23 protein-coding genes and 1 pseudogene are annotated in these 25673 nt (G+C 63.7%); 15 read left to right on the forward strand and 9 right to left on the reverse strand.

Annotated features, from left to right (window positions below; genetic code table 11):
* Positions 1-88 precede the first annotated feature (88 nt).
* On the forward strand, positions 89-1240 hold the full coding sequence (locus tag ACSVHC_RS12465; protein WP_439180974.1) for a Fic family protein: 1152 nt from the start codon (positions 89-91) through the stop codon (positions 1238-1240).
* Positions 1241-1301: 61 nt separating this feature from the next.
* Complete coding sequence (locus tag ACSVHC_RS12470; protein WP_437771716.1) at positions 1302-1925, forward strand: hypothetical protein; 624 nt, start codon at positions 1302-1304, stop codon at positions 1923-1925.
* A 4-nt stretch (positions 1926-1929) separates the two neighbouring features.
* On the opposite strand, the gene ACSVHC_RS12475 is transcribed toward ACSVHC_RS12470, so the two are convergent.
* Entirely contained in the window at positions 1930-2436 is a 507-nt protein-coding gene (locus ACSVHC_RS12475; RefSeq protein ID WP_439180975.1) for a hypothetical protein, read from the reverse strand.
* A 134-nt stretch (positions 2437-2570) separates the two neighbouring features.
* Between ACSVHC_RS12475 and ACSVHC_RS12480 the strand changes: the two genes are divergently transcribed.
* Complete coding sequence (locus tag ACSVHC_RS12480; RefSeq protein ID WP_437771714.1) at positions 2571-3584, forward strand: glycosyltransferase family 4 protein; 1014 nt, start codon at positions 2571-2573, stop codon at positions 3582-3584.
* Between the two features lie 13 nt (positions 3585-3597).
* Here ACSVHC_RS12480 and ACSVHC_RS12485 read toward each other — a convergent pair whose 3' ends face one another.
* The 4 genes from ACSVHC_RS12485 to ACSVHC_RS12500 form a co-directional block, all read right to left on the reverse strand.
* Positions 3598-4479: a tetratricopeptide repeat protein gene (locus ACSVHC_RS12485; protein WP_439180976.1), complete on the reverse strand. Its 882-nt coding sequence runs from the start codon at positions 4477-4479 to the stop codon at positions 3598-3600.
* Between the two features lie 150 nt (positions 4480-4629).
* Positions 4630-5247, reverse strand: a complete 618-nt coding sequence (locus tag ACSVHC_RS12490; RefSeq protein WP_059388685.1) for a uracil-DNA glycosylase family protein — start codon at positions 5245-5247, stop codon at positions 4630-4632.
* 156 nt (positions 5248-5403) lie between these two features.
* Positions 5404-5799, reverse strand: coding sequence for an RNA-binding S4 domain-containing protein (locus ACSVHC_RS12495; protein ID WP_437771712.1), 396 nt, complete (start codon positions 5797-5799; stop codon positions 5404-5406).
* A 54-nt stretch (positions 5800-5853) separates the two neighbouring features.
* Positions 5854-6888 (reverse strand): aldo/keto reductase, encoded by a 1035-nt coding sequence (locus tag ACSVHC_RS12500; protein WP_437771711.1) that lies wholly within the window; start codon positions 6886-6888, stop codon positions 5854-5856.
* A 244-nt stretch (positions 6889-7132) separates the two neighbouring features.
* On the opposite strand from ACSVHC_RS12500, the gene ACSVHC_RS12505 reads away from it, so the two are divergent.
* Positions 7133-7624 (forward strand): flavin reductase family protein, encoded by a 492-nt coding sequence (locus ACSVHC_RS12505; protein ID WP_437771710.1) that lies wholly within the window; start codon positions 7133-7135, stop codon positions 7622-7624.
* A 124-nt stretch (positions 7625-7748) separates the two neighbouring features.
* Here the strand turns inward: ACSVHC_RS12505 and ACSVHC_RS12510 are convergent, their stop codons facing one another.
* Complete coding sequence (locus ACSVHC_RS12510) at positions 7749-8495, reverse strand: hypothetical protein (protein WP_437771709.1); 747 nt, start codon at positions 8493-8495, stop codon at positions 7749-7751.
* A gap of 192 nt (positions 8496-8687) precedes the next feature.
* Here ACSVHC_RS12510 and ACSVHC_RS12515 point away from each other — a divergent pair, with 192 nt between their 5' ends.
* Positions 8688-9092, forward strand: a complete 405-nt coding sequence (locus ACSVHC_RS12515; protein WP_439180977.1) for a YchJ family protein — start codon at positions 8688-8690, stop codon at positions 9090-9092.
* Here ACSVHC_RS12515 and ACSVHC_RS12520 read toward each other — a convergent pair.
* Together ACSVHC_RS12520 and ACSVHC_RS12525 are read right to left on the reverse strand one after the other, a co-directional pair.
* Complete coding sequence (locus tag ACSVHC_RS12520) at positions 9089-11041, reverse strand: acyl-CoA dehydrogenase family protein (protein ID WP_439180978.1); 1953 nt, start codon at positions 11039-11041, stop codon at positions 9089-9091. The genes ACSVHC_RS12515 and ACSVHC_RS12520 overlap by 4 nt on opposite strands.
* Before the next feature lie 64 nt (positions 11042-11105).
* Positions 11106-11408, reverse strand: a complete 303-nt coding sequence (locus tag ACSVHC_RS12525; RefSeq protein ID WP_439180979.1) for a hypothetical protein — start codon at positions 11406-11408, stop codon at positions 11106-11108.
* Positions 11409-11653: 245 nt separating this feature from the next.
* Here ACSVHC_RS12525 and ACSVHC_RS12530 point away from each other — a divergent pair, with 245 nt between their 5' ends.
* From ACSVHC_RS12530 to ACSVHC_RS12540, 3 genes are read left to right on the forward strand one after another with little or no spacing between them, the layout of a single operon-like run.
* On the forward strand, positions 11654-13111 hold the full coding sequence (locus ACSVHC_RS12530) for a DUF3375 family protein (RefSeq protein WP_437771705.1): 1458 nt from the start codon (positions 11654-11656) through the stop codon (positions 13109-13111).
* Positions 13104-14039 carry a DUF4194 domain-containing protein gene (locus ACSVHC_RS12535; RefSeq protein WP_439180980.1) on the forward strand — a complete coding sequence of 312 codons (936 nt, stop codon included), beginning with the start codon at positions 13104-13106 and terminating at the stop codon, positions 14037-14039. The genes ACSVHC_RS12530 and ACSVHC_RS12535 overlap by 8 nt, the downstream gene beginning before the upstream one ends.
* Positions 14036-17500 (forward strand): ATP-binding protein, encoded by a 3465-nt coding sequence (locus ACSVHC_RS12540; RefSeq protein WP_437771703.1) that lies wholly within the window; start codon positions 14036-14038, stop codon positions 17498-17500. The genes ACSVHC_RS12535 and ACSVHC_RS12540 overlap by 4 nt, the downstream gene beginning before the upstream one ends.
* An 81-nt stretch (positions 17501-17581) precedes the next feature.
* Here ACSVHC_RS12540 and ACSVHC_RS12545 read toward each other — a convergent pair whose 3' ends face one another.
* Positions 17582-18076, reverse strand: coding sequence for an FBP domain-containing protein (locus ACSVHC_RS12545; RefSeq protein ID WP_437771702.1), 495 nt, complete (start codon positions 18074-18076; stop codon positions 17582-17584).
* A 550-nt stretch (positions 18077-18626) separates the two neighbouring features.
* Here ACSVHC_RS12545 and ACSVHC_RS12550 point away from each other — a divergent pair.
* The 7 genes and pseudogenes from ACSVHC_RS12550 (at position 18627) to ACSVHC_RS12580 (ending at position 25646) form a co-directional block, all read left to right on the forward strand.
* Positions 18627-19697: an ABC transporter substrate-binding protein gene (locus tag ACSVHC_RS12550; protein ID WP_437771701.1), complete on the forward strand. Its 1071-nt coding sequence runs from the start codon at positions 18627-18629 to the stop codon at positions 19695-19697.
* Between the two features lie 14 nt (positions 19698-19711).
* On the forward strand, positions 19712-20809 hold the full coding sequence (locus tag ACSVHC_RS12555; protein WP_437771700.1) for a FecCD family ABC transporter permease: 1098 nt from the start codon (positions 19712-19714) through the stop codon (positions 20807-20809).
* Positions 20806-21843 carry a FecCD family ABC transporter permease gene (locus ACSVHC_RS12560; RefSeq protein ID WP_437771699.1) on the forward strand — a complete coding sequence of 346 codons (1038 nt, stop codon included), beginning with the start codon at positions 20806-20808 and terminating at the stop codon, positions 21841-21843. Before ACSVHC_RS12555 ends, ACSVHC_RS12560 begins: the two co-directional genes overlap by 4 nt.
* 1 nt (position 21844) lies before the next feature.
* Positions 21845-22604: pseudogene (locus tag ACSVHC_RS12565) on the forward strand (ABC transporter ATP-binding protein).
* Positions 22601-23710 carry a siderophore-interacting protein gene (locus ACSVHC_RS12570; protein ID WP_437771698.1) on the forward strand — a complete coding sequence of 370 codons (1110 nt, stop codon included), beginning with the start codon at positions 22601-22603 and terminating at the stop codon, positions 23708-23710. Before ACSVHC_RS12565 ends, ACSVHC_RS12570 begins: the two are co-directional and overlap by 4 nt.
* A 224-nt stretch (positions 23711-23934) precedes the next feature.
* The gene (locus ACSVHC_RS12575; RefSeq protein WP_437771697.1) at positions 23935-24831 is read left to right on the forward strand and encodes an SGNH/GDSL hydrolase family protein; all 897 of its coding nucleotides are present in this window, start codon (positions 23935-23937) and stop codon (positions 24829-24831) included.
* A 2-nt stretch (positions 24832-24833) separates the two neighbouring features.
* Positions 24834-25646: an SGNH/GDSL hydrolase family protein gene (locus ACSVHC_RS12580; RefSeq protein WP_437771696.1), complete on the forward strand. Its 813-nt coding sequence runs from the start codon at positions 24834-24836 to the stop codon at positions 25644-25646.
* Positions 25647-25673 lie beyond the last annotated feature (27 nt).

Genomic DNA, 25673 nt, shown 5'->3' on the forward strand with positions numbered 1-25673 from the left:
CTCTCATGGCGGCGAGTGGGTTGATTTCTAGGGGCATGGCCGGGCATAGTCTTAATTGTTATGAATACCCTGGCGAAATGCTGATGCGATGAAGCCCATCGAGTTTCCCGACTTCCTGTTCAGTTCCCCGCTGGCCAAGGCCATCATTGAGCTTGAACGGATTCGTAGCGACATGGGCGACGGAACGACGCATCCAGCGGTCTTTTCGCAGTTGAAGGACCTCTTCCAGCTGATGTCGAACATCATGAGCGCGCGCATCGAGGGAAACCGCGCATCGATTGTCGACGTCGTGGCGGGCGTGGAACGGGCCGAGCGCTATGGCGATGTGCACCAGAATGATGGCGTTAAAGAGATCGTTCAGCTACAACAAGCAACGGCCTTCGTCGATGCAACGGTGAGCCCGGGAACCACGCTGACACACGGACTTGTTCGGGAAATCCATCGAATATCGGTTGCAGGGCTGGAGCGTGAGGGCGATCGTACGCCTGGCGCATACCGGCTGAGCGATGTCACCATCAGCGGATCTGCCCATCGCCCGCCCCCTCCGGGTGATGTCCACAGTGACATGACTTCACTCCTGGATTTCATCAATGCAGATGTCGAGCAAAACTTTGAACTGCTGAAGATCGCTCTAGCCCACCACCGCTTCGTATGGATTCATCCATTTGGGAACGGAAACGGGCGCGTTGGAAGACTCCTCACGTATGCGGCGATGAGGCGACACGGGTTCTCCGACGCCGCCGGCTACCGCGGGCTGAACCCTACTGCCGTGTTTGGCCAAAACAGAAGTCTCTACTACGAACGTCTCGAGGATGCGGATTCGCTAGAGCCAGCGGCGCTCGTCCGGTGGTCTACGTATGTCCTGGAGGGACTCCTGGGTGACATGAGGAAACTTTCGATGTTGGGGACCCAGGGCTTCGTCACGGAAGAACTTCTACTGCCCGCTTTGCGAAGAGGACTGCAGACAGCCCGGTTCACGGTGAATGAAGCAACCGCCCTGTTCATCGTCGCGAAGAAGGGTGAGGTGAAAGCCGCCGATCTTGAATCCGCTTTCCCGGGTTCGGCTGCAACGCGTAGCCAGAACATCCGGAAGCTCCTTGATCGAGGCGTCATCGAGCCGATTGGCGACGGTAGGAGGACATACCGCCTCCGCCTGGTGCCGAGTGAGTTGACACCATTGCTGACGTGGCGCCTCGACCAGATGGGGTTCCTGCCTCAGATATTGAGAGAGACACAATAGGCCGGTCGGTCGAACCGCATTCGTGGGGTGAACGAACTGCTCCCGGAGCATAATTACATCCATGGCCAGCCGTCTGCGCGGAGGATGGGGTTCAGCGACACAGTCAGCACCGCCCATCACGGTGGAGGTGCCGGTCCTCGTTGTCGGGGCTGGTCCTTCGGACTACGAGGAGTTGGCGCGCTACGTATTTGCCTTGCGCAGGCCGCGGGGATTGCACATGACACTCTTGCACCTGGGCGTCCTGGATGACTTTTGCCGGGACGTGGCCGATTGGACCAAAGGCAACACCAGTGCCGAGTCCGCGCTGCTCAAGACGGTCGCGTGGCTTGAGGCGCTGCCCGTGCTGGACGCCTTCTCCGGGAGTGCCGAGCGGCTGATCGTCCTAGGCAACGGCGGAGTGTGCGGGTTGGAAGTGGTTGTGCCCGCCTCGGTGCATGACTATCAGGTCTCCCTCGTGCACGCCCTCCATGAACTCCTGGACGAGCTGCTGGTCGACAACATCGACGACTTCATCCTCAGCTCACCTGCCCTTGGATTCCGCTCGCCCCGCTGGGTGCCCCATGTGGCGGTGGGCCGGCCAATGTACAGGGGGCGCGGGCCGTGGGAGATTGGCCCTGTCGGACTTGATTTCGGCGAATCGCGGATCAGGAACCGCCAGCTCCTCCGGGATAGCGGTCCCAGCTGAGGGCTTATCCGTGACTTCTCAGCCGGATCGTGCGGGCCTGGTGGATGGCGGCCAGGGCAACCGCGCTGGCCGTGAGCCTGAGGGCGTGGACCCTGTACCACCGCTTCAACAGGGGCCTGCGGCGAGTCTCTTCGAGCGGATCGGGGGTGAAGAAAAGTTTGGGGTTCACGGACCGAAGCAGGTACGCCGTAGCTGCCGCACCCGTGACGGAGCTGGCCGCACCCACCAGCAGCCAAGCCTTGTTGTCGGAATGCTTCCACCCGGTGACAAGGGCGGCGACCGCGGCAGGGGCACTGAGTGGCGCGATCGGCGCGTAGTAACGCCCGGGGCTTCCCGCTCCAAAGGGGGTTCGAGGGAGTTCCCTGCTCGCTGCCGAGGCCGCAACCCGGTCCGGGATTTTGACGATGGCCTCATAGAGGTTGCCGAAGAACCAGTGTGCGTGGGTGAACTCCGCGACACCCAAGATCCAATCAGCGAACACATCCCGGCGGTCTGAAGAAGTCTGTCCCATGCCCACAATCTACCGCCGATGATTAGCGCCGGACACTGGGTTCGCCTTCCACACCACCCGCCCGGCCTATATGGTCAGCACCATGGTCCGAGCACAGTGAGGCCAAACAAGGTGAACGATGGAGGGAGTGGCCCTTGGTCAAGATCCGCATGATTTTGCCCGCGAATGTCCGCCATCGTTCCGGGGGAAATATCTACAACGCGAGGCTGGCTGAAGCCCTCCAGGGCCTGGGTGCGGAGGTCTCGGTCTGCAAGCTCGACGGAGGCTGGCCTTCGGGGAGTGCAGCAGATCGGAGAAGCTTTGCAGCCGCACTTGCCGGAGAGGGGCAGGCTATCTACATTGTTGACGGCCTGATTGCCTCGGGCGCGCCCACTGAAATCGAGACCGCAACCGCTGCCGGGCGCCGAGTCTGGGTGCTGCTCCACATGCCCCCTTCCGGGGAGGACCTGCTTGAGACGAGAGCGCTATGCGCGGCGACAGGTCTTCTCTGTACTGGTTCCCGGACTGCCGAAGCGGCCAGAAGCCTTGGGTTGGGCAACGTGCACCTGGCGATCCCCGGTGTGGATCGCCCTACACGCACAGGTCCGCGAAGCGCTGCGGCGGCACCGCACTTCATCATGGTGGGCGCCCTGCTCCCCAATAAGGACCAGATCCTCTTCGTCGACGCTCTGGCCCGGATCAAGGAACTGGCGTGGACAGCGGCGCTTGTTGGCTCCACCAAAGCGGACCCCTCGTACGCCGCAGCCGTGCAGGAGCGCATCCTCCGGAATGGACTGGAAAAACGGGTGGAAACAACCGACGAGCTCTCCGGCCCGGCCCTGGAGGAGCAGTGGAATCGGGCTGACCTCAGTATGTTGATCTCACATTCGGAGTCCTTCGGTATGGTGGTCCAGGAGTCCCTTGCCTACGGAATACCGGTAGTGGTCCGAAAGGGAACCGGCGCCGTCGAAGCGCTCGGCGCCCACGGCGCCGGTGAAGCGATCGATCTCAGCGCAGGAATCGGATCGTTGGAGAAGTTCCTGCGGAGATGGCTTGGCGACCCTGCCCTACGGGTGCGATGGCAGTCAGCAGCCGAGGCAGCCAGCAGTGTGCTGCCACGATGGGAAGACACGGCACGGGAAGTCCTTCGCGCCGTCGTGGGGTCCTAACTCTCGCGGGCGGTCACCAGAGGAGTTCGAGATTATGCAAACTAGCTCCGGGCCTGCGGTTCAGCCAAGCTTCGAAGACTTCATCGAGGTCGGCCTTGCTGCCGGCTATTCCAAGCCGCCTCGCTCCTGACGTTGCGGGCGCGTGGCTGTGACCGTCCTGAGGAGAGCCGTGCGAGCAATTCGAGCACATTAGTCGGATCCCGGACCAGTCATCAAGTGCGAGCCCTCGCCGTCCGAGAAGATCGGACAGCGTCTGCAGGTCGTCGGAGGTCGCGCCGACGACTTGGGCTTGCCACGTAGGAAGGCCGGATTCTTCCAGGCGTTCGAGTTCGTCGAAGACCGATACTTCCCGTTCGTCAATCAGTCGGGTCCCTTTGGGTTCCCCGTCATGTAGGACGACGTCTCTGAACCTGTGCCCGGACTCGGGAAGCGGAACGCTCGCTATGACCGCGTGTGCCGGGCTACGGCGCCAGCACCAGACAACCTCAGTAGTACCGCTTGAATGCAGCAACTGGTGAGGAAGGCTTGGTAGGTCGGGATTGAGTCGGATCGGGGCCATCCCAGAGTCCCGGTCGATGGGCTCGGTTCCGTCCCCAAACCCGTCCAAACCGTACGCCGTCCACGCGCGTCTGGCCGTGCCCCAATCACCAATTGCTGTTGATGCGATGCCCAGGTTCCAAGCTGCGGGATTGGCTCCGCCGAACTCTTCGGAATCCTTCGCGGTGAAGAGTTCCAACGCGCGGCGGTTACGGTCGACGCTTTCCCGCCAATTGCCACGTGCCTTAGACAGGAGCCCGGCCTGAAACCAGCTGTAGTAGGACTTCGGAGTCAGCTCGACCAACTCTGCCGCGAGCCTGGCCGCCCCATCAGCGTCGCCCGCTTCGTCGGCGGCCATCCAGTCCGACCACACATCCTGGGGCCATCGCTTCTTTCTGAAACCAGTCCATGTGCTCCCCACCATCCGACCAGTATGCAACACACGACGCTCGCCAGTACGCTGGCCCGACTTGGACGGCGAAATCACAGCGGCCTAGCGGCTTCCCAGCTAAAGGTGCTGGATGCCTGCCCGCTGCATCGCGTCCCGGTAGGTTTCGATGTTCTTGGCGAGGAGTTCCTGCTGCTTCGCCTCGGACAGGGCAAACGCCCGTCCACCGAGCGCGCTGGCCTTGTAGACCTTGATCCCGTGCTGCCTGAGCGGCGAGTGGTAGGTCTTCTCGAAGAGTGCCAGGAAGGCGGCAGCCTCTGCGCCGTGAGCGACGACGGCGGAGACTCTCTTGTTGATCTTGAGGAACTGGCGGAACGGACGAAGACCGTCGGTCTTCTCCTGTGCGCTCAGTGCCGGCGGCAGTTCGGGGTCGCGGACCCAGGGGTAGCAGTTCCACGGCATGACGTAACGGACGTCCAAGTCGGCTGAGTCGTAGATCAGCTGCGCACGTCGGGCGGCGTCGTCGTCGTTGAGGTGCGATACGAAACCCGAGGTGGGGGCCCGCCCCGGGCTGGTCTGGAGGGTGACGATCCGGCACTCATCTTCGTCATGCACCGGATCGATGTAAGGCACGGTGGAACCGGGCCTTTTGGCCATCAGTTCGTCGCACAGCTGCGTTACGGCAGCAATGTTGGGCTCCTGTAGCAAGGCCCTTTTTTCGTCCCAGTCAATGGTCACGTTCTCTCCTTCGGCAGCGCGGCGTCCAGAATCGGCGTCCCTTGCCACTTTACGCCGTCGCTTTACGCGTCGCTCACGCTCCTGCTGAGCCGAGGGAGAAAACTGCCCGACGCCGGTCGGCGCGGCGAGCTTCCCGCCCCGCCATTAGTGCGGTTACTACTGTCCCTTGAGCTTTTGCATGTCGCGCCGGTCCTTCTTCGTGGGCCGTCCTGCGCCGCGGTCGCGCTGGGGCAGCCCGAGTGCCGGCGCGGCGGGGCGCTCCGGAGTGTGGTCGGTAAAGCAATGGGATGCTGCTTCGGCCCCTACCCTTTTGGCGATGAGCCCGCGGACCTCGAGGATCCGCTCGAAGCCGGGCTGTCGCACACGGATGGTGTCGCCCACAATTACGGACTGCGAGGCCTTGACCGGGTTCCCGTTGATTCGCACATGTCCCGCCCTGCACGCGTTTGTGGCGGCAGAACGGGTCTTGTAAGCGCGGATCGCCCAAAGCCAGGCGTCTATGCGCACATTGCCGGTTTTTGATGTTTGGGCGGAAGTCGGAAGGCTAGTCATGATTGCGAACGAGTATAGTCGGCGCACGGCCTGAGCCGTTGTCCGCGAAGCCGATTATCGGCGTCGAAGTTCCGCGTATTCGAGGTGGGGGACGACCGTACCTGCGTCGCGCTCCAGGAAGTTGGTGCCGGGTGCGACGATCTCGTCAATGGCATCGAGGACGGCTTCGGTGAGGACAACATCCGCGGCCTTGAGGTAATCGACCAGGTGGTCCTCCGTGCGCGGGCCGATAACTACGCTGCTGACGGCGGGATGATTCAGGGCGAAGCCGACTGCAAGCTGGATAAGGGTGAGCCCATGACGTTCGGCGACGCGGCCCAAGGCATCGGCTGCCAGGAGTTTGTTCCTGTTGAAAGGTGCCGAGACGTCGAATCGCCCGGGAACGGCGGACGCACGGGAGCTTGTGGGCTGGGGGACGCCTACGCGATAGTTTCCGGAGAGCCAGCCGCCGTCGAGCGGTCCATAGCTGAGCACGCCAAGGTTGTACTGCTGCGTGATCGCGAAGACGTCGCGCTCATTCGCGCGGACCAGCAAGGAATAGGGCACCTGATCCACCACTGGCGGTATGAGGTGGTTCGTGGTGGCGATCCACTGTGCCTCCACAAGCTGCGACGGCGTGAACACCGACGTTCCGTAGTAGAGGATCTTGCCCTGCCGGATGAGGTCGTTGAGGGCCGTGATGGTTTCCAGGACGTCGGTGTTGTAGTCCGGACGGTGCGCCTGGTAGAGGTCGATTCTGTCCGTCTGTAAGCGGTGCAGGCTGCCTTCCACCGCTTTCATGATCCAACGCCGGGAATTGCCTGCATGCGCGGGATTCGGCCCCATTTGTCCGTGGAACTTAGTGGAAAGGAAAACATCATCCCGCCTGCCATGGAGGGCCCGGCCCAGAATAGCTTCTGCCTCGCCCTGGGAATAGATGTCAGCGGTATCGACACTCGTGATACCGGCGTCCAGGGCCGCATGGATAATGCGGATGCTTTCTTCGGCGCCTGTGGGCGCCGAGCCCGTCCCGAGGTTGAGGGTTCCCAGGGTAAGGGGGCTGATCAGGGCGCCTGTGCGTCCCAGGGTTCGAAGCTCGTTGAGGCTCATCTCCGGCTTCCTCCGTGAAGAATCAAGGCTGTGCAATGGATTGACACGACGCTACACATGTCGTGGCCGGGGCACTCGAAAAACGTACGAATTCTTCGTTTTTCGTATTGCGGGGTAATGAAAACAAGGCATGACGAATTATGAATTGACTTCAATCGACACGCGAATACACAAATATTGCCGTTATCGGCATCCAATAATTAGTAGAAAGGCAGGCACAAAACTACAGAGAAAGGAACCCGCCATGACCCAGGTAACGGTGGATGGAGCCGCCTCGATCAAGCAGGCGTTCGCGCAATTTCCCTCAGGCGTGGCGGCCTTTAGTGCCATGGTCGGCTTCGCGCCGGAGGCCCTGGTGGCATCGAGCTTCACAGTGGGAGTCTCGCTCGAGCCACCGCTGGTTATGTTTGCGGTGCAGAATTCCTCGACGACGTGGCCCAAGCTCCGGCGCGCCCCTCGTCTGGGTGTTTCCATCCTTGCCCAGGGCCAGGAAGCCGTGTGCCTGCAGCTCTCCTCGGGGACCCAGGACCGATTCGCGGGCCTTGCGACTTCAACGAGCGACGCCGGTGCGGTGTTGATTGATGGTGCAGCGCTCGTCCTTGAATGCGAAGTAGTCTCCGAAACCCCCGCGGGCGATCACGCGATCGTCGTCCTCGAAGTGAAGTCCGTGGAGATCAACCACGACGCTGAGCCCCTCATCTACCACGGGGCCGGGTTCCGGCAACTGGCCGCCTGAGCTTCGGCGCGGCCCCCAACTGACTCGCAGTAGATGTCGTTATCGGGCGTCAAAACGACAACAAATGCGAGTCAGTTGGGTCAGCCGGGCACTGTGGACTGGGTAAGCCGGGGGACTACGGGCGCTAGGCCCGGGGACGGGCCCCGGCAGAGGCTGTCACGCGGCCGGAAGAGACAGGCTTGCCGCCGTGGGGGTCTCCCCGGTGTTCGCGGACCGCCGCGGCCGCCTCAGGCGACTCCGCGACGTTACCTTCAACGGGCTCCTTGCCAGAGGCCGACGCTTCCTGTGCCCGTTCAGCTTCGCGTGCTGCGGCCCGGGCGTCGGCCTCGGCGACAGCGGCAGCCCACTGGCTGTTTAGGACCGGAGGATCCTGCTTTACCGCAACCACAAAGGGATGTTCCTTCGCCTGGGTTGTGGCCACAGCGGTGGCCGTGGCGGCGATTCCGTCCTTGATCTGGACGGGCTTGGGCCACGTCCGTGGGTTTACCACCGACTTCCAGGGGACGTTCCTGACAGCAGACCACGACGCCGACCACAGCAACCTTGTGGTCCGAACGATTCCAAGACGCGGTTTCCGGGGAACGGATGGCTCGGCGCCCGGCAAGGCGTCTTCCACCGTCGACGATTCCTCGGAATCCGACGACGGTGCGGGGGCGCGCCGAGGCCGCGCGGGCAAGTGCACCACCGGCACGGCATCGCGTTTCGGGAAGATCCCCACCATCGCGAGCAGGATGATCCAAACCAGCTTCGCGACGCCGGCCAGCACCAAGGTGACAACCATCAGGAAGGCCAAACCAAGGAACATCAGCAAAGCCAACCCGAGCGTTCCAAAAAAAGTCAGATTGAGGCCAAGTGTTGTTGGATCCTCCACGTAGCCTCCTCGAGCCAGAGTTGTGGGGTGGACGCCGCAACCGTAGGTCTGCGGGCATGTCATCTAGCCTAAGGGCGAAATGTTAATGAATCATCCGCCAAACTCCGGCTCGCCGAGGTTGTTTCGAAGCTGTTATCTGCTGTGACAAAATTTGTTGCCTAGCTCTCACCTTCTCTTCCAGATAGGGCTCCAATGCCACTCGATCCGGCCCGCATCCGGCTAGGCGCTTGCCCTTGTTTGTCCGGAGAGCAGTACACCGACTGCTGTGGACGCTTCCACCGCGGAGACACCGAAGCGCCCATGGCAGAACAGCTCATGCGTTCGCGCTACTCCGCCTTTGTGGTCCTTGACAGCGATTACCTTCTGCGCACGTGGCACCCGGAAACAAGGCCTGCCACGCTGGACCTGGACCCGGACATTGAATGGCGCAGGCTGGACATCCTGGCGACGCACCGGGGCGGCCCCTTGGACACCGAAGGGACGGTCGAGTTCGCGGCGCACTACCGTTCCGACGGCGAACGCGGCGTCCAGCGCGAAAACAGCCGCTTCCTGCGGATCGACAGGCGCTGGTACTACCTCGACGGCGACGTCGGCTAGCGGTACTTCCGGTGCAGGCTCTCCTTCGACGACGCACCCGGGGTGGCGTCGGCGATCCATGGACCCGTTCCTTCGGATTGGTCCAGGATTCCGGCCTCAAGCCAGGCGTAGTCGCCCGCGAGCACGTTCGAGGACAACTCGTGATCGATGTCGTCGGTGTTCCGCCACAACTGATCGAAGTATCCGTCCACGCGAATCCGCGCCTGTTCGCAGTAGGCCTCGGCGAGCTCGTACGCCGCCGCGCCTTGCTCCGGTGCGGTCTGCAGCAGCATCTCGGCCCGTGAACAGCACGCTGCCATGGCAAACAACTCGGCCCCGATATCCACGATCCTGCCGAGGAACGCTTGTTTGTATTCGAGCCTCGCCTGCCAGCGGCCCATGCCGTAGAACGTCTGGCGGGCGAGCCGGCGCGAAGCCCGCTCCACGTACCTCAACTGCTTAGCGAGACGCCCGAACTCGCCGTAGGACCGGGGGTCCATGCCGGCTCCGGCCACAAGCTTACGGAGCCATTTGGCGTAGAAACCTGAGGCGCCGACGGCGGCACGCGCCTTCTCCTGCAGTGTTGCGTCCGCGGAGGCGAGCTCGCCCGCGGCCGAAAGGTGGGCATCGACGGCTTCGCGGGCGATGAGCAGGCGCATGATCTCGGACGAGCCTTCGAAGATCCGGTTGATGCGCATGTCCCTCAGCAGCTGCTCGGCGGCCACCGCACGCTCCCCGCGGGCTTCCAATGAATCCGCCGTCTCAAAGCCACGGCCACCCCGGATCTGCACCAACTCATCAGCCACGGTGTAGCTGAGTTCAGTGGACCAAAGCTTGGCCAGGGCCGCCTCGATCCGGACATCTTTCTGGCCGGCATCGGCCATCTCGGCAGACAGTTCAAAAACAGCTTCAAGGGCAAAGGTGGTGGCGGCGATGAAGGCGATCTTCTTGCCGACGGCCTCATGTTTTCCGACCGGCCGGCCCCATTGGGTGCGGGCGTTGGACCATTCGCGGGCGATCTTCAACGACCATTTGCCCGCAGCCACGCATAGGCCGGGGATGGAGAGCCTGCCGGTGTTGAGCGTGGTGAGCGCGATCTTGAGTCCCTGGCCTTCGCGGCCCAGCCGGTTGGCTGCCGGTACGCGGACTTGGTGGAACCGGGTCACGCCGTTCTCGATGCCGCGCAGGCCCATGAAGGCATTGCGGTTCTCAACGGTAATGCCGGGGGAGTCCATTTCCACGACGAAGGCTGTGATCCCGCCCTTGAGTGCCGTGCCGTCGGGGGCGGTGCGGGCTGGAACAACCGCCATGACCACTACCAGCTCGGCAATCACGCCGTTGGTGGTCCAAAGTTTGACGCCATCCAAAACGTAAGACTCGCCGTCGTCGCTTGGCACTGCGGTGCAGCCCATCCGTGCAGGGTCGCTGCCGACGTCGGGCTCTGTCAGCAAGAAGGCTGTGATGGCGCCGGCCGCACAACGCGGCAAGTACTCTTGCTTTTGTTCGGGGGTCCCAAAGACTTTGACCGGCTCCGGGACCCCGATCGACTGGTGGGCCGAAAGCAACGCGCCAAGGCTGGGATGGACTGATCCCAGCAGCGCCAACGCCCTGCCGTAGTAGACCAGAGACAGGCCCAAGCCGCCGTACTCGCGCGGAATCTTCATGCCGAAAACGCCTAGTTCGGTGAGTCCTGCGAGGTATTCGTCCGGGATTTTGGCATCGCGTTCGATGGCCCGGCCGGACATGGTGCCGCAGAACTCCGTCAGCTTCGCCATGAACTCTTCGCCGCGCTCGATGTCTTCGGCTCTTGCCTGGGGCCAGGGATGGATCAGCCCCAGATCGAAGTCTCCCAAATACAGTCCCTTGGCGAAACTCGGGCGGTTCCATTCGGTGTCGCGGGCGGCCTCGGCGACCGCGCGGGCTTCTGCGGCCGTGACGCCGTTGCTTTTGTTGTCAGTGGCGGAGGTCATGGGAGGACTCCTCTTGCCGGTTGTGCCGGTTTGAGCCCAGGATCCGCCTTGGGTGGGGGACCCTTCAGCTGTCCCTCAATGCTACCCGCGGGTAGGTACCTGTGCTAGGGGCGGTTTGGGCCGGGAATTCCACCGGCAGTTCCACTTTTCCGGCCTGGTGGACAAGCTGGTCCCACGCAAAATTGATGCCGTGGACCAGCCCGCCCAGCACGTTCTTCAAGGTGTACCAGGCGAGGCTCCCGGCTCCGACCAGCGCAAGGGCGGCCATGGCCGCTACCGCGATGAACGCTGCCAAAACCAGGCCAACGATTAGTGTTCCCGCGAAGACATAACTGCTGCTGTCTAAGGTGGTCAAGTCGAACTGCATTGGGTCCCCTCCGCAACGCTGCCAAAGCCGACGTCGGAGCGTCGACGTCGTTGGTGTCGACACTAGGGGCGGAATCAATGGTTCGGCCAGCAACAACACCGGCGCGGGGCCTGTTGATACGCGATCGAAACCATACCGGCAGGTAGATCACGGAAGGGTTGCGGTGCACCCTGCGTTAACCTTGTACGGGGCAGTTTTCGGGATTTCCGCTGCCAGAAGGTTCCGCGGCAGCTGAAGGAGAGTAAGTGTCCCGCTCAGCAATGTCCTCAGCCGATGCCATCAGTGCGCGGCTCAGGGACCTCGAACTCCTGACCAAAGGCCCCGCGTGGGCCCTCACACGCTCGGCTCCTTGGGTCATCGCGGTGCTCCAGGCATCCTTCACCCGGACAAGGCCGCAGCTTCCGCTCGAAGAGTTCCATGCCGACGTCGACGCTTTCCTGGAGCAGCTCCGCAGGCAGGATCCCGGGCTGGGCGGCCAGGGGAGCGGCAAAGCATTTGCCGACGAATGGACCCGCAAGCAGTTCCTGACCCGGCGCAGCCAGTCGGGCCAGATCGTCTACGAAATTACCGAGGCCGCCGCGCGCGTCCTGGCTTTCCTGGACAGCCTGTCCAGCGAACGCTCTACCCTCAACGGTTCCCGGCTCGGGACGTTGCTCGGCGACGTCGAAAAGCTCGCCAACGAGACGAACCCGGACCAAAGCGCCCGTTTGGAATCCCTTGAAGAGGAGATCCAGGAGCGTCAACAGTTGATTGAGGACATCAGCTCGGGCGACTTCGACGGTCTTTTGGACGATGAGGAAGCCGTCGAAGCGGCCGGGAACATCCTGGACCTTGCGGCGAGCCTGCCTGCCGACTACAAGAAGATGCGTGACCGCATCGAAGAATTGGTAGGCGAGCTCCGCAACCAGATCATCGAGGAATCGCTCAGCAAGGGTGCCACCATGGCGCAGGTCCTGGAGGCAGACAAACGCTTGCGCCAGAGTCCCGAAGGGCGCACGTTCCGCTCCTTCACGGCGTTCCTCGAGGACCCGCAGCAACAGTTGCGCTTCCGTTCGGCGATCGGTGACGTGCTGAGCCGCCAATTCGCAGACGACCTCAGCCATGAGGACAGGGAAACGCTCAAGAACCTCGTGGCGGAATTGCGTACCCAGCACAGCCAGATCCAACGTATCTACGGCCGGCTGTCCGAAAGCCTGAACAACTACATCCAGAGCGATGACATCCGCCAGTCTGTCCGGCTCCGGCAGGTCCTGCGCGAGGCCGAACAGGCTATCCGGTCCATGCCCTACGAACGCGACCGTCCCGGCCTGGTCCGCGGCCCGGTGTTGTTCAATGCGGGATTTGAATCGCTCGCCATGGTCAAACTCTTCGATCCGGATGAGTTCGCGGCGCCTCCAAAGCTCGCCGACCCCATCGCGTTCAGCGATTCGGACCGGGTCCGTTCGCTGCGCTCCGCGAAGGCGAGGCCCGACGTCGTCCGCTCTGCCATGGCGGGCGCCTCCACGCTGGCGGGGGCCTGGGCGAACCTCCCGGAGGATGAACGGCACATCAACACTGTCCGGGCCCTGCTGTCCGAAGCGCTGCACGGCGGTGCGGAGTTCGACCGGGCCGCCTGGGAAAACATCGACTTCGAACAAATCGATGGCAGCAAACGCACCGCGTACCTGCCGCTCGTGACCCTGACTAAGGATTCCGATGACTGACGCCCACCCCACCGAGCATGCCCCCTCTCCGGAGCAAGGAGTGGACATAACCCAGCATGTCCAGTCCGAGGCTTCGCAGGATGGACATGTCCATCCGGATCCGTTCCGGGTCACTCCCCGCGACACGTTCGTCGACGGCGCGGCGCTGTTCCCGGGCGACACCGGCGTCCTGCCTATGAAGGTCCGCCAGACCCTCGTACGGCTACTCAAGGGCCCCTATGTCGACGGCGGCCGCGACGAAAAGCTCTGGACCACCCTTCTCGACAACCAAGTGATCCTCCGCAGCCGGCTTTCCGAGCTCTTCCTGAACCTGCAACTGGACCACGAACGCAAGATCGCGGTGCTCCGACCCGTTGATCCCGAAGCCATCGGAGGCAGCACGCGTTCGAGCATCCTTCGCCAGCAGCGCGCGTTGAGCCGGGTGGAAACCATCGTGCTTCTGCGTCTGAGGCTCCTCCTCGACCGCCACGTCACGGCCCAGACCGACCCGGTGATCGCTCGCGAAGAAATCGCCGAACTTGTGGCGCACTACCAGCCATCCGGCCAACAAGACGCCCTCCGCGACACCGACGTCGTGAACCGCACGGTCACGAAGCTCCTTGCCCGCCAACTCCTCCTCGCCACGGGCATCGAAGACACCTTCGCGATCTCCAGAGCGCTCCCCCTGGCCCTCCCCTTCGAAAACATCGGCGACATCCCGGCCCAAATCGAGGCACTTATCGCAGTAGCAGCCGACGAATCAGGCACGGAACCCCTCATCGAACTAACAGAACCGGACACGGACACGGACGACGACGGCGACGCTTCCGAGCTGCCCGACGGCACCGAGGTGGATGACACCAATGGTGACGAACGAGCCGCAGAGGCAAAGGCGACCACAACTGACGTAACCACAAAGAACGCAACCGAAAGGGAGGCGGCCAAGTGACTATCGCAACCATGCTTCCGATCGGCGAACTTACGAACCCGGGCCAGATGCGCCTCGCCCTGGTCCAGGTGGTCAATTGGGGCACGTTCCATGGCGCCCACACGATGCACGTGGACCGCAACGGCACGCTGCTTACGGGCAATTCGGGCGTTGGCAAGTCGACGCTGTTCGATGCCATGCTGCGCGTCTTCGATGCCCGTCCGCGCTCCAACGAGGCTGCGGCGCAGCGGGCCGGCGGGGCCGTGGAGGACAAGAGGACCACGTTCACGTACATGCGTGGAAAAGTGGGCGACAAGGCCGTGGGCGAGGGCTCGGCGAGTGCCTTCCAGCGCCCGGGTGCCACCTGGTCCGCCGTCGCGCTCACGTTCGACAACGCGGCCGGCACCAAGATCACTATTTCGGCCCTCTTTGACCTGCCCAAGAACGGCACTGAGTCCAGCGTTGGCCGGTTCTACGTGATTGACAACAAGCCCCTGGATCTCGGGGAGATCGAGGGTATCGCGGAGAAGCGCTTCACCAAGGGCGCGCTGGAGACCATCTTCCCGGACGCCCAGATCTTCGATGTCCACAAGGCTTTTGCGGAGCGTTTCCGGCGGCTTCTCGGCATCAACTCGGACCAGGCGCTCCCGCTTTTGCGCGTGATCCAGGCCGGCAAGGGGCTCGGCGGCAGCGTCAACACGTTCTTCCGCGACCAGGTGCTCGACGCGCCCGCGACGCTCACTGCCGCGGACGACGTCGTTGAGGAATTCAGCAACCTCATGTCAATCAGGCAGAGGCTTGAGGACGTTCGCCAGCAGCGCGATCAGCTCGCACCCGTGCCCGGGATGAACAAGGAATATGCCCAGTCGTTGGTGGAGGCCAACCGGCTCCGGGAGCTCAGCGGCGAGGAATTCGACGCCTACAAGCAGCAGCTCTCGGTCACGGTCCACGCCAAGACTTTGGCTCGTTTCAAGGACCTTGCCCAGTCGAAGGCCAAGGAGCTCAGCGCCGAGCGGGGAGTCCGGGACGCGCTCGCCAAGGAGCTTCGCCAGCTCGAATCGGACTACAACAACCAGGGCGGGAACGCGATTTCGGCGATCGAGCAGTCCCTCGAAAATGCCCGGGTCGGCCTCAAGCTTCGCCAGCAGGTGGAGGAAGCGGCCCGGCAAGCATTGGCCGACGCCGGACTCAACCTTGAGTGGACGGCCGACGGTTGGGAGCAGGCCCACGAGCAGGCCGCGAGCCGCTCCGCCGAACTCAAAGACGATTCCGAAGCGCTGAGGGAACTCCGCTTCGAAGCGTTCGACGGCCACGCCACCAAGAAACGTGAACTCGCCGCAGCCCAGCAGGAGCTGGTCTCGCTGAAGACGCGCAAGTCCCTTCTGCCGCCGTCGAGCATTGAAAACCGCGCCGCGATCGCCGCAGCCACGGGCGTTCCGGAGGACCGCATGCCCTTTGGAGGCGAGCTGATCGACCTCGCCGAGGGGGAGGAACAGTGGCGGCCCGCGGCCGAGCGCGCCTTGCGCAACCTCGCAACGACGCTGCTGGTTCCCGGCGAGCACTTTGCCGCCGTCACGCGCTACCTGAACGACAACACCGTCCGCGGAGCGCTGCGGGCAGTGGATGTTTCCAAACCGCTCGCGGGCGGCGCTTTGGCTGTGGAGGACGTGTCCGACGGCGAGCTGTTGACGAAGCTGAACATCCTCACGTTGGGGGCGAATGCCGACGCCGGTGAGTGGATCCGCGAGCGGATCGCCCTCGATTTCGCCTACCCGTGCGTGGAAGACCCGGACGAGCTCGCCCAGCTGGACAAGGGCCTGAGCCTGGGCGGAGTGGTCAAGCGCAACAGGCACACAGTCGAGAAGGACGATCGCTTCACGAGCCGGCAGGACTACGTTCTTGGTTTCGACAATGCTTCCAAGCTGGAGCTCGTGGCGGCGAAGGTCGGCGAGCTCGAAAATGAGCTTCTGAAGGCCGCGGAACTCGCCCAAAGCCGCGAGGATTCCCACCAAGGCATGACACGCCAGCTCGAAGCCTTGCGCCGCATCGCCGACGACGAGCGGGGCTGGGAACAGGTCTCTGCAGCAGTGGCGGACGAGGAGCTCGCGAAGATCGAACAGCGGCTCAAGGATGCCTTGGCAGCGCAGGCCGACTTGGAACCCTTGCGCGCGAACATCGAGGCTGTGCGCGAAAAGCACCAGTCCTCCACAGGGTCGGCGGCGGTGTTGCAGAGCGAGTACAAGACGCTCGACCACCAGATGACCACGGCTGACGCCCTCCTGGATGCCGCACGCAGCCGCCTGGACCAGGCGCCGCCGTCGGGCGCTACCGTGACTGCACTCGAACCGTACTTCAGCGCATTCGCAGAGGTGAGCGAGCTCCACGAACTCGACACACTCGCTGCCGAAGTCCGGAGCAAGCTCCTGGCGGAACTGCACGCCGCCGAGTCCCGCGGGCAGGCGTTGGCGGAGCGGCTGACGCGGATGTTCGAAGGATTCGTGCGGGAATGGGGCACCGCGATTTCCGCGGACCATGGCACCTCGATCGGCGCCGCGGGGGAATTCGAGTCCCGCTACCACCAGATCGTCAGCGAAGGGTTGCCCGCGCAGGAAGCCGAATTCCGCCAGTTCTTCAACCAGCGAACGCACGAATCGTTCAGCACGCTGCTCCACCTGCTCGACGAGGAGCGCCGCGCCATCACGAGCCGTATCCTGCCCCTCAACGGCATCCTGTCCGAGGTCAATTTCCACGAGGGCAGCTTCCTGGAACTCGACATCAAGCAGACGCTGCCCGCCACCGCGAAGCAGTTCAAGGACGCCATCCACAACGCGTTGAAGACGCGACACACGCGTCCATCTCGCGCGGCGGGCGCCGCTTCGGGTGCCGGTGCTCCGAGCGAGGCGGACGACGACGTCGAACTCACCAACCGCTACAAGTCGCTCGAAACCCTCGTCAAGCGGCTCGGTTCGCAGACCCCCGAGGACCGGCGCTGGCGAGCCGAGGTGCTGGATGTCCGCGGGCATCTCTTCATTCAGTGCAAGGAACACCGCTCCGTCCAAGGCCCGCGGGGTGGCAAGAAGACCGAGGTGTACATGCATGCGGACACCGGCTCGATGTCCGGTGGCGAGCGGCAGCGATTCACGGCGTTCATCATGGCAGCGGCCCTGAGCTACCAGTTGGGCATCGCCGAGCAGGGTTTCACGACCTACGGAACCGTGATGATGGACGAGGCGTTCGTCCTGGCATCGGAGGAGTTCGCCGGTGCGGGCATCAAGGCCCTGCACGAGTTCGGCTTCCAGTTGTTGCTGGCCGCGCCGGAAAACGTGATCGACCTCTCCCGGCACCTTGGCTCCGTCACGGAAATCCTGCGCGACAAACGAACCAACCGCTCCGGCGTGCTTACGGCTCCCGTGATCGGCGGCCCGGGCAAGCCCGGAGAATGGCGTTCCGAAGCCAACCCCGTGGACATCGTGCTCCGCTAGCCCGGACGCTCGCTCACGTATGTCGGGTTTCCGGCGGACGCTCGCTCACGTAAAGCGAGCGAGCGTCCGCCGCCGAAGCGTCTACTTTCCTTGGACCCGCCCCAGGAACTGGGCGGTCCGGGACTGCAGTCCGGCGATTTGACGAACGACGACGGCGGCCGGGTCCGGATTGATCTCATTCGCCGGGGGCTCCTTGCGGACGTTGGTGCAACAGCCGAATTCTGCGCAGATCAACGTCCCCACGGTGTTGCCGTCGCGACCCGACTGGCCTGCGCGCTTGGCAACCCAAAGATAGACATCGTCTTTGGAAAACACGTCGCGGCACAGCTCGCAAAGGACCGAACGCTTCTTGCCGGAGCCTCCCTCGGGCGCACGCAGCATGATGCCAGTGAGGGCACCATCGTTCGGAAGGACGAGGTATCCCCGCATGGGCATCTTTTCGTCGCGCCAGCCAAGGAATTCGAGGTTGTCCCAGTCAAGGGAATCGAAGTCCTCCGGGAGGTTGAGTTTGGCCGCCTCCGAGCGGCTCGCATTGATGAAAGAGGAACGGATTTGTTGAGCGGTGATTTTCTGCACGGCGAAGTTCTTTTCAGATCGTTTGGGCTCCGAAGAGGAAGGACGCTGGCGTCCGGCGATCCGAGGGCACAGCAAAGCAACCCTTCGTGTGCTTCTAGTGCGGGGCGGTGGGGTTAGTTTCCCAGGCCGCCGAGCGGGATGACCGACGCAGAGGGAGATGCAAAGTAGGCCAACACGGCCACCTCGCCAACCATGGCAGCGCCAACGTGTGCAGTGCGCATGCTCATCCTCTCGATCTTCGCCGCTTTCGCGGCCCTGACGCGGTTCGTTGAATAAACCGGCTCTGTCATCTTTGCAAACGCCGCCCTCGGTGTCCAAAGATCCCGTGCGTTGAAGCGCCCGTTGGCCCCGATGCTCGCTTACCTGAGGTGAGCGAGCGTCCGCCGTTTGGCCCGGATATGTGAGCGAGCGTTGGCCGTTTTGTCGCGATATGTGAGCGAGCGTTGGGGGCCGGCTGGGCATGAATTAATTACGCGACGCAAACGTTTCGTAATTAGATGAAGGGTAGGCTAGCCTTACTTAGGTTTGCATCACTTACCTAAGGAGTCTCGTGGCTTCCCGCCCCTCACGCCGTGCCCTGTTGAAGACCGCAGGCGCAGCGACCGCAGCCTTTGCCGCCGTCGCACTATCCCTCACCGCTTGCTCGACCGGCTCAACCACCGCCAGTTCCGCGACGTCCCCGGCCTCAAGCGGCCAGTTCCCGGTTACTCTCAAGAACGTTTTCGGCGAGACCACCATCAAGTCGCAACCGCAGCGCGTGGTGACCGTCTCGTGGGTTAACGACGATGTCGCCTTGGCTCTCGGCGTCGTACCGGTCGGTGTGCCGAAGGTCGCCTGGGGCAACAACGACAAGGGGTCTACTCCCTGGAAGGACGCCGCGCTAGAGAAGTTGGGCGCCGGCTTCGGCACCGCGAAGGCCCCAGCCCAGTTCTCTGAGGCGGACGGCATTAACTTCACGGAGATCGCCAAGTTGGCCCCGGACGTCATCCTTGCCGCCTACTCGGGCTTGACCGAAGCCGACTACAAGAAGCTCTCGGAAATTGCCCCGGTGGTGGCGCAGCCCGAACTCGCGTACGGCACGCCATGGCAGGAAGCCACCTCGATCATCGGCAAGGCCTTGGGTAAGAACTCAGATGCGGCAAAGCTCGTCTCGGACACCGAGGCAATCATCAAAAACAAGGTTGGCGCCTTTCCGCAGCTCGCCGGCAAGTCTTTCATCTACGGCAACCTCGAGCCTGCGAAGGGCGATGGCGTCAACGTCTACACAGCCAACGACAATCGTCCGCGTTTCCTGTCCGAAATCGGCATGAAGCTTGCTCCCGTGGTGGAGAACGCGAGCAAGGGTTCCAAGGAATTCTTCGTTCCATGGTCCGCTGAAAAGGCCAATGAGCTTTCCTCCGACGTTTTCGTGACGTGGGTGCCGGATTCCAAGACCAGGGACCAGATCAAGCAGGACCCCCTGCTGGGCCAGATCCCCGCCATCAAGAAGGGCGCCCTGGTCGCCGACTCCGACAACACCCTCACCCTCGCGATCTCCGCATCCTCGCCCCTGAGCCTGCCGTGGGCACTGGACATGTTCCTGCCCCAGCTGGCCAAGGGCGCCGACGCGGCAGCCAAGTAAGCGATACGCCCCCCATGACACAGAGCACGACGACGGCCGGCCCACCTTCTCGAGGGGGAACCACGCGCGAACTGGCAGCTGATGACCCTCAAAGCACGTCCAAAGGGCAACAGCTGCCAGTTCGCGCGAAGGTCGCGTGGCTGTTGGCCGCCGTCGTCGTGCTTGTGCTTGTCGTTGCGGCCTCGCTCGCGATCGGCGCACGCGGCATGTCCATCGAAACCGTGTGGCAAGCACTCACTCAGTTCAACCCCGACGACGGCAACCATGCGGTCGTCCACACCCGGATTCCACGCACTGTGCTCGGCTTAGTGGCAGGCGCTGCCCTCGGCCTTGCCGGCGCCGCGATGCAGGGCGTCTCCCGCAACCCCTTGGCTGACCCGGGCATCATGGGCGTCAACGCGGGGGCGGCTCTGGCCGTGGTCACCGGGATCCATCTTTTCGGTATCTCCGGGGCGAGTGGCTACATCTGGTTCGCTTTTGTCGGTGCCGCCGCGGCCGCCGTCGTCGTCTATTTGATCGCGTCGATGGGGCGTGACGGCGCGACGCCGGTGAAGCTCGCTTTGGCGGGTGCGGCGCTGAGCGCTGGACTCTACTCGTTGATGAACGTGATCCTGGTTTCGAGCCAGGACACTCTGGACCGCTTCCGTTTCTGGCAAGTGGGTGGGATTGCCGGCAGCGACTGGTCCGTGGTGTTGACCGGGTTGCCGTTCCTGTTGATCGGGGCGTTGATCGTTCTGGGCAGCGGCCGGATACTCAACAGCCTTGCCCTCGGTGACGACGTTGCCCGCGGGCTCGGCCAGAATGTGGCGCTAGGGAGGGGTGTCACCGCGCTTGGAATCGTGTTGCTTTGTGGCTCGGCCACGGCGCTGGCCGGTCCCATCGGATTCGTCGGACTCGTGGTTCCACACGCGCTGCGCTTCTTTACCGGCCCGGACTACCGCTGGATCCTGCCGTTTTCGATGGTTCTCGCACCGGCCCTCCTTCTTGTTTCGGACGTGATCGGCCGGGTGGTGCTGCTGCCGGGCGAAGTCCCAGCGGGCATCATGACGGCCATCGTCGGTGCTCCCGTCTTCGTGTGGCTCGTCCGCCGGGGCAAGGGGGCCTCGCTATGAAGCCCCGCAGCATGACCGCACTCCTGGGCGCCGGCGTCGTCGTCCTCTTTGCGGTGACCGTGCTCCTGGGCAGCTACACGGTCACCGTCCCCGATTTCTTCAGGATCCTCACGGCTCACCTGACAGGCGGCGAGAAGATCCCGGGCGCAAGCTTCATCGTCATGGAGAACAAACTGCCCCGGGCCGTGGTGGGAATCCTGATCGGTGTGGCCTTCGGCCTCTCCGGCGGGCTCTTCCAGACCATGCTCCGCAACCCGCTCGCAAGCCCGGACGTCATCGGCATCAGTTACGGCGCGAGCGCAGCGGCAGTCCTGGCTATTGTCGTGTTCGGCGCGTCCGGTGCCGCTGTGTCCGCGGCTGCGCTCGCGGGTGCAATCGGCGTCGCGCTCCTCATTTACGCCATTTCGCGAGGCGGCGGGGGCTCCGGCGGCAGTTCAGGCGGTAGGCGCGGGAATGCGGCAGGCAACCGGCTCATACTCGCCGGCGTTGGTATCGCCGCAGCCTTGGGGGCGGTGGTGAATTTCCTCATGACCCGGGCGGACATCCGGACAGCCTCCGAGGCCCTCATTTGGCTCAACGGTTCCTTGAATACTGCCAATTGGGAACGTGTGGGCGTCCTCCTCGCCTCGCTCGCGGTGCTTGTTCCCGCGCTGGCCCTCCTCTCGGGACCGCTGCGCATGCTCGAGCTCGGGGATGACGCCGCGGCTGGACTGGGAATCCGCGTGAACGCCGTGCGCTTCGGCCTCGTGATTACCGCCGTCGCGCTCGCAGCGGTGGCGACGGCGGCTGCCGGACCGGTTGCCTTCGTCGCCTTCCTAGCCGGGCCGATCGCCCGGCGGACCGTCGGGCGGCCCAGCCTCCCGGCGTCGGCGTTCACTGGCGCCTTGATCGTCCTCGCGGCCGACTACTTCGCGTACAACGTGGCACCCCTGATTCTGAGCGGCACCGTTCTGCCGGTCGGTGTCATTACCGGCGCCCTCGGCGCTCCATTCTTGTTGTGGCTCCTCGTCACGTCCAATCGAAAGGAAGCCTGACATGGCACAACTGAGCGCACGCGGCTTGACGCTCCAATACGATCAGCGACGCGTGGTCGAAGGACTCTCGACGCAGATTCCCGAAGGCAAAGTGACCATGATCGTGGGTGCCAACGCTTGCGGAAAATCCACGCTCCTCCGAGGGCTGTCCCGGCTCCTGAAGCCGAGCGCCGGCGTCGTCACTTTGGATGGCAAGGACATCCACTCCCGCCCGGCCCGCGAACTTGCCCGCACGCTTGGCCTTCTTCCGCAGCTGGAGGACTGGTGACCGGTCGGTGCATGATCTCGCCGTTCAGCGCGCGCTCGAAACCACCGCAACGTTGGAATTGGCTGAACGAAGCGTCGATGAACTGTCCGGCGGGCAACGCCAGCGAGTGTGGATCGCCATGGCCCTTGCGCAGGAGACGGACGTCCTGCTCCTCGACGAACCCACCACCTACCTTGACCTGGCACACCAAGTGGAGGTGCTGGATCTGGTGACCGATCTCAACCGCAGCCGCGGAGCCACTGTGGCGATCGTGTTGCACGACCTCAATCTGGCAGCGCGATACGCGGACCACGTCATCGCGATGAAAGGCGGGGCAATCGTCGCCGAGGGTCCTGCGCCGGTAGTGGTCACCGAGGACTTGGTCCGCGACGTTTTTGGCCTGGAGTCCCGGGTGGTTCCGGATCCGATTTCGGGCACCCCGCTCATTCTCCCGATCGGCCGGCACCACACCGCCGCTCCCTCAACACCCATCGAATTGGAGTTCGCCTCATGAATGCAGACGCCGCCGTGCGAAACGCCATCACGGAGCCGATGACGCTCGCCTTCGACGTCACCGTCACCGCCGTCGAGGATCTTGGGCCCAATTTCCGCCGCATCACGTTTGGGGGATATTGCCTGCGCGGATTCGGTGTTTCAGGGAACACCCTGGACCTGCGTATCAAACTCATGATTCCCTCGCTCGATGCCGAAGGTCGCCCGCTGCCCTTGCCCGCCTTCAATACGGGCGACGCCGGTTGGTACCAGGAGTGGTTGGCGATGGATCCCGCGGTGCGCGGTTCGATGCGGACCTACACCGTGCGGAACGAGAGGCTCGACGCCGTCTATCCGGAGATCGATGTCGACTTCGTGATGCATTTCGGCGACGGCCGCGGCACCCGCGACGGCGGTGGCGCGGCGGGGTCCGACGTCGACGGCGGTGCGGCTCACCCGAGAGGCGGGCCCGCGGCCAACTGGGCACTCGGCGCGAAACCCGGGGATTCCATCACCATCATCGGCCCCAACAACCGGGCAGCCCACTGCATCACGGCCGAAACATACTCCGGCATTGAATGGCGTCCCGGCCTGGCACAGCGGGTCCTCCTTGCCGGCGACGAAACGGCTGTCCCTGCCATCAGTGCAATCCTGGAATCCTTGCCTGCGGGAATCACCGGCCATGCCTTCCTCGAAGTACCAGAGGCTGGCGATTTCAAGGACCTCGCTTCAGACGCCGACATTGAAATCACCTGGCTAGCGCGCGGAGCGGTCCTCGGCCGGTCCCGCCCCCACGGCGAATTGCTGAAGGAAGCCGTCCGCGGAGCCGTACCCGTGCCGGGCTGGGTCGGCATCATCCCGCTCGACGGCGCCGCCGGCCCCGAGCCCGAAGACGTCAATGTGGACCAAGATATTTTGTGGGAAACTCCGCTGCGCATGGACACTGCCGCGATCGAAGCGAGCCGCAACCCGGGCCTTCCCGCCGGGGCTTTGCCGTTCTACGCCTGGATCGCTGGCGAGGCCGGGGTCATCAAGGAGCTGCGACGGTACTTGGTCCGGGATGTGGGGATCGACCGGAAGCAGGTGGCGTTCATGGGCTACTGGCGCAAAGGGAAAGCCGAGCTCTAGCCCGCCCCCGTCTGACGCACGCTCACATATACCGTCCTTTTCGCCGACGCTCGCTCACTTTTGCGGCCAAACGGCGGAACGTCCGCTCACCTCGAGTGAGCCGGCGTTTGGCCGAAAGGCCTCATAGGTGAGCGGGCGTTTGGCCGAAAGGCCTCACAAGTGAGCCGGCGTCGAATTAACCTGGGCTTTGCCGGCGGGCAACCGGGCGGGGCTACGCTGGCGTGGTGGCTGGGAACGTGCTTCATGCTGACCAGAACGGACGACGGCGGTTTGTTGCCTTGGGCGATTCCTTCACCGAGGGTGTGGGGGACCGGAACGAGGCCCTACCGAACGGCGTCCGGGGCTGGGCCGACCGCGTTGCCGAGAAACTCGCCAAGGCTGAACCTGGCTGGGAGTATGCGAATCTTGCCGTGCGGAGCAAGCGGCTTCGCCATATCGTCGACGAGCAATTGGACCGGGCGCTGGGCATGGAACCCACGCTCATCACGCTTTACGCAGGTGGCAACGACATCCTGGATTTCGGCACGGACATGGACATCCTCATGGCCGAGTACGAAAGGCTCGTGGCCCGCCTCGCAGCCACGGGAGCCACCTTGGTCTTGTTCACCGGGTACGACGTCAAGGTCTCGGCCGTGCTGGAACCCTTCAAGAAGCGGAACGCCCTGTACAACGAACGCGTCCGCGAACTGGCCGCCAAGTACGGCGCCGTGCTGGTGGATTATTGGTGCCTTGACGCCTACCACGACCGCCGGATGTGGGCCTCGGACCGTCTCCACATGTCCAAAGCCGGACACAAATACATGGCATCGCAGGTCCTGGATCACCTCGGCGTACCGCACAAGTTCTCGCCCAAAGACTGGGAACCGCCGCAGCGGCTCAAGTTGCGCGACTGGGAACGTCGGCAGCGCCGCTGGGTGAACGACTGGGTTCTGCCATTGTTCGGCCGGAAGCTTCGCGGCGTCACGCTCGGGGACAACCTTGGCCCACGCTGGCCGGAGCTCGTGAAGGTGCCGCGGAAAGCCGGGCTACGTAAACTCGCGGAACGCCAAGCCGCCGGGGCGGGCGCCGCCGATGCTGGAAGCAAGCCACCAGGAAAAGCTCAAGACAACGGGGGGACATGACCGTGACTACGCACACGCCGCTGAGATTCGTCGCCGTCGGAGATTCTTTCACCGAAGGCGTCGGCGACACGGACCTTCGCCTTCCCAACGACTGCCGTGGCTGGGCCGACCGCGTGGCCGAGGAACTGGCCAGGCACCGGATGCAGACGCAGTACGCCAATCTGGCCCTCCGCGGCCGTCGGCTCAGGCAGATCGTGGTTGAACAACTTGAGCCCGCGCTCGCTATGGCTCCCACTCTGGTCAGTTTCCACGCCGGCGGCAACGATCTCCTCGGCGCACGACTGGACATGCGCCTACTGGTCCGTGGATTCGAGGACGCCGTTGTCCGGATCGCCGAAAGTGGTGCCCAAGTCCTGCTGTTCACCGAGTACAACGTGCCGCTCTCGCCGGTGTTGGAGCCGCTTAAGCTGCGCACGGCGGTTTTCAACAAGCACATCCGGCGCATTTCGGCAGCCTACGGAACGCTTCTGGTGGACCATTGGTGCTTCGAAAAGTACCAGGACCGCCGGATGTGGGCTCCCGATCGGCTGCACATGTCCGGCATCGGACATGAGTACATGGCGAAGAAAGTCTTGGAGGTGTTGGGCGCCGCGCACTCGCTCGGCTCACCCGTGCTTGGGGCGCTCCAACCGCGGAGCCGCGCCGAGATAATGGCCGACGACGCCGCGTGGCTCAGGCGCGACGTGGCACCCTGGCTTTCGCGTCGTTTCAGGGGAGTTTCGAGCGGTGATCACCTGAGCGCCCGCTGGCCGGCTCTTATGCCGGTGGTCTTGCCGGAGCGATTGGGGACGTCCCCTGAGCCAGCCCGGATTTGAAGCGGCAGCGTCACGCCCCGGACGCCC

Origin of the sequence: Arthrobacter sp. KNU-44 (genome assembly GCF_051843155.1) — a bacterium.
Classification (GTDB): domain Bacteria; phylum Actinomycetota; class Actinomycetes; order Actinomycetales; family Micrococcaceae; genus Arthrobacter.

Bases quoted from the DNA above. Each gene is read 5' to 3' on its own strand.
- ACSVHC_RS12465 (WP_439180974.1), top strand. From the start codon at position 89: ATGAAGCCCATCGAGTTTCCCGACTTCCTGTTCAGTTCCCCGCTGGCC.
- ACSVHC_RS12470 (WP_437771716.1), top strand. From the start codon at position 1,302: ATGGCCAGCCGTCTGCGCGGAGGATGGGGTTCAGCGACACAGTCAGCA.
- ACSVHC_RS12475 (WP_439180975.1), bottom strand. From the start codon at position 2,436: ATGGGACAGACTTCTTCAGACCGCCGGGATGTGTTCGCTGATTGGATC.
- ACSVHC_RS12485 (WP_439180976.1), bottom strand. From the start codon at position 4,479: ATGGCCGCCGACGAAGCGGGCGACGCTGATGGGGCGGCCAGGCTCGCG.
- ACSVHC_RS12495 (WP_437771712.1), bottom strand. From the start codon at position 5,799: ATGACTAGCCTTCCGACTTCCGCCCAAACATCAAAAACCGGCAATGTG.
- ACSVHC_RS12500 (WP_437771711.1), bottom strand. From the start codon at position 6,888: ATGAGCCTCAACGAGCTTCGAACCCTGGGACGCACAGGCGCCCTGATC.
- ACSVHC_RS12505 (WP_437771710.1), top strand. From the start codon at position 7,133: ATGACCCAGGTAACGGTGGATGGAGCCGCCTCGATCAAGCAGGCGTTC.
- ACSVHC_RS12515 (WP_439180977.1), top strand. From the start codon at position 8,688: ATGCCACTCGATCCGGCCCGCATCCGGCTAGGCGCTTGCCCTTGTTTG.
- ACSVHC_RS12520 (WP_439180978.1), bottom strand. From the start codon at position 11,041: ATGACCTCCGCCACTGACAACAAAAGCAACGGCGTCACGGCCGCAGAA.
- ACSVHC_RS12525 (WP_439180979.1), bottom strand. From the start codon at position 11,408: ATGCAGTTCGACTTGACCACCTTAGACAGCAGCAGTTATGTCTTCGCG.
- ACSVHC_RS12535 (WP_439180980.1), top strand. From the start codon at position 13,104: ATGACTGACGCCCACCCCACCGAGCATGCCCCCTCTCCGGAGCAAGGA.
- ACSVHC_RS12555 (WP_437771700.1), top strand. From the start codon at position 19,712: ATGACACAGAGCACGACGACGGCCGGCCCACCTTCTCGAGGGGGAACC.
- ACSVHC_RS12560 (WP_437771699.1), top strand. From the start codon at position 20,806: ATGAAGCCCCGCAGCATGACCGCACTCCTGGGCGCCGGCGTCGTCGTC.
- ACSVHC_RS12570 (WP_437771698.1), top strand. From the start codon at position 22,601: ATGAATGCAGACGCCGCCGTGCGAAACGCCATCACGGAGCCGATGACG.